2 protein-coding genes are annotated in these 2,304 nt (G+C 63.7%); both read left to right on the forward strand.

Annotation, left to right across the window (positions count from 1 at the left end; genetic code table 11):
- Positions 1 to 385: 385 nt before the first annotated feature.
- On the forward strand, positions 386 to 1,129 hold the full coding sequence (locus VKI00_RS13930) for an SDR family oxidoreductase (RefSeq protein ID WP_324438260.1): 744 nt from the start codon (positions 386 to 388) through the stop codon (positions 1,127 to 1,129).
- 53 nt (positions 1,130 to 1,182) lie between these two features.
- Positions 1,183 to 2,049: an ABC transporter substrate-binding protein gene (locus VKI00_RS13935; protein ID WP_324438262.1), complete on the forward strand. Its 867-nt coding sequence runs from the start codon at positions 1,183 to 1,185 to the stop codon at positions 2,047 to 2,049.
- The last annotated feature ends 255 nt before the right edge of the window (positions 2,050 to 2,304 follow it).

The following is a 2,304-nucleotide window of genomic DNA, read 5'->3' on the forward strand; positions in this document are numbered from 1 at the left end:
GGTTCAAGGAGCCGAAGCGCGTAAGCTACGCCCTTGCCCGCTTCGGTCCGACGACACCGAAGTCGGTTGATCCGAGCTTGCTTCGGTCGAACTCGAAATATAAAATCGGGGCGGCTGGACGGCTATTGAACTTTTTTTGGCCGGGATCGCAGGCTGGACAGTCGACACAGGCATCATTGAGAACTACACCTGCCGGACGCGCAGACGGCTCGACGAGACGGTAACCGCCGCTTCGTTCTGTGGCCTCCGTATTTATTTAGCAGTCAGGCATCCGATTTGCGGCGCTCTTCAGAGTGGCTTTTCCAATCGGCGTGACGTCGATCCTCACCAGCAGACGGCGCGGCCTCGACAGAACAGAGGCCAGCCCTAAGAGGAGGTAAGGACGATGGTACGAGTCGCCCTAATCACGGGAGCCAGCCGGGGAATCGGTGCGGCAACCGCATTGGTACTGGCCGAACACGGGTACCGGGTGGTCGTGAACCACCGCGCCAGTGCACCACAGGCCGAGGTGGTGGTGGCGACCATCGTCGCGGCCGGCGGCGAAGCCGTGGCGATTAAAGCCGACGTCACCGTGCCTAACGACGTCACCGCCATGGTCGATGAAATCGATCAGCGGTGGGGTAGGACGGACGTGCTCGTGCACAATGCGATGACGCCGTTTGCCATCACCTCGTTCGCCGAGCTGAGCTGGGAGCAGCTCGGCGGCAAGCTGGACAGCGAACTGCGTGCCGCGTTCCTGATAACGAAGGCCGTTGTGCCGGGAATGGTTTCGCGCGGATACGGTCGGCTGATCTATCTGAGTACCGGGCTGTCGCGTCGTGCGCGTGATGGGATGATCACGCTGGGCACCGCTAAGGCGGCCCTGGACCAGTTCGTGCGGTACGTCGCTTTGGAGCTGGCACCGCACGGGATCACCGCCAACCTCGTCGCACCGGCCACGGTGGAGGGAACCAGGGTGACCGAGCAATTAACAACCGAGCGGATGCGCGAGCTCGCCGCGGCCACGCCGATGCGACGGCTGGTCCGTCCCGACGATGTCGCCAAGACGGTGGCGTTCTTGGCAAGTGAGGATTCCGGTTTCACCACCGGCCACTACCTTCCGGTCAACGGGGGCCTTGCAATGGACTGAACGCAACGATCGCGAGCGCACTGTCCGAGATTGAGAGAAAGGCTATTCCGCCGATGCACACGATCGATCTGACCTACGTCGGGCGTGGTATCCACGAAGAACTGATCGCGTATGTGGCCGATCAGGAGGGATATTTCGAGGATGAAGGTGTCCACGTCGCCGTCCGCGACGGAATCAGGTGGGAGACCGAGCGCCTGCGCGGTGGCGCAACCATCGGTTTGGGCCGGGCCTTGTTGTCACGGCTGACCGACGGCATCCAATGGAATGTGCTGGCCGTCAACACCCATCGTCCGCTGTTCTGGTTCCTCGGGCGTGGCGAGGTGAAATCCATGGATGATCTTCGCGGGCGCCGACTGGCGATCCACCCACCCCGCACCGCACCCGGCTGTTTCGCGCGGATCGTGCTGCGCAGGCACGGTCTCGACCCCGATCGCGACCTGCAGTGCGTCGTACGAGCCCCGGGTGACTACCAGATGGATCTGCGGGGCCTTCGCGACGGTTCGATCGATGCGGCCTACGTGGGCAGCACATTAGCGCCCGAACAGGTCGCCGGCGAGGAGGGCTTTTCGGTCCTGTCCTGGGTCGGCGACCACTTCCAGATCCCCACCGTGGGAATCGCCGTGGACCCCACTCGTATCCCGCTCGACAACCCAGCGCTGCAGGCGCTGGTGCGGGCCAACCAGCGAGCCCTTCTCACGATCGCCGAACAACCCCAGTTGGCCGTCGACTACATCGCCTCGTTCCTCGGCCGGCTGACCCGTGATGAAGTTCAGCGATACTACGAGCGCTACATCGGCCCATACTTCACCTCCGACGGTCGGGTAGACCTCAACGTCGCCCAGCACGCGGTCGACGCGGTCGCCACCGAACTCGGCGTCGCCGCGGCATCCGTTGACCAGATGTACCAGCCCGCCCTGTGACCGCTGCCGCGACGACCCAACACTCGTCTGCGTAACGAGAAAGCCCTCCGGCACGAACGCCGAAGGGCTTTCAAACTAGCTTAGATCGGGGCGACTGGATTTGAACCATGTCAGCGGCCGTCCCTCCCCACTCTACTGCGTGCCACCGCGTTTTTGCGCGCGTCGGTCCGACACACCGACGCGCGCCACACCGAGGGCGCACAGGGAACCGGCGGGGAGCCTCCCAAGCCGGCTCATGTCAGACAGCCAACGACG

Origin of the sequence: Mycobacterium sp., assembly GCF_035314665.1 — a bacterium.
Lineage (GTDB): Bacteria > Actinomycetota > Actinomycetes > Mycobacteriales > Mycobacteriaceae > Mycobacterium.

Coding starts and splice junctions, on each gene's coding strand:
- VKI00_RS13930 (WP_324438260.1), top strand. CDS start 386: ATGGTACGAGTCGCCCTAATCACGGGAGCCAGCCGGGGAATCGGTGCG.
- VKI00_RS13935 (WP_324438262.1), top strand. CDS start 1,183: ATGCACACGATCGATCTGACCTACGTCGGGCGTGGTATCCACGAAGAA.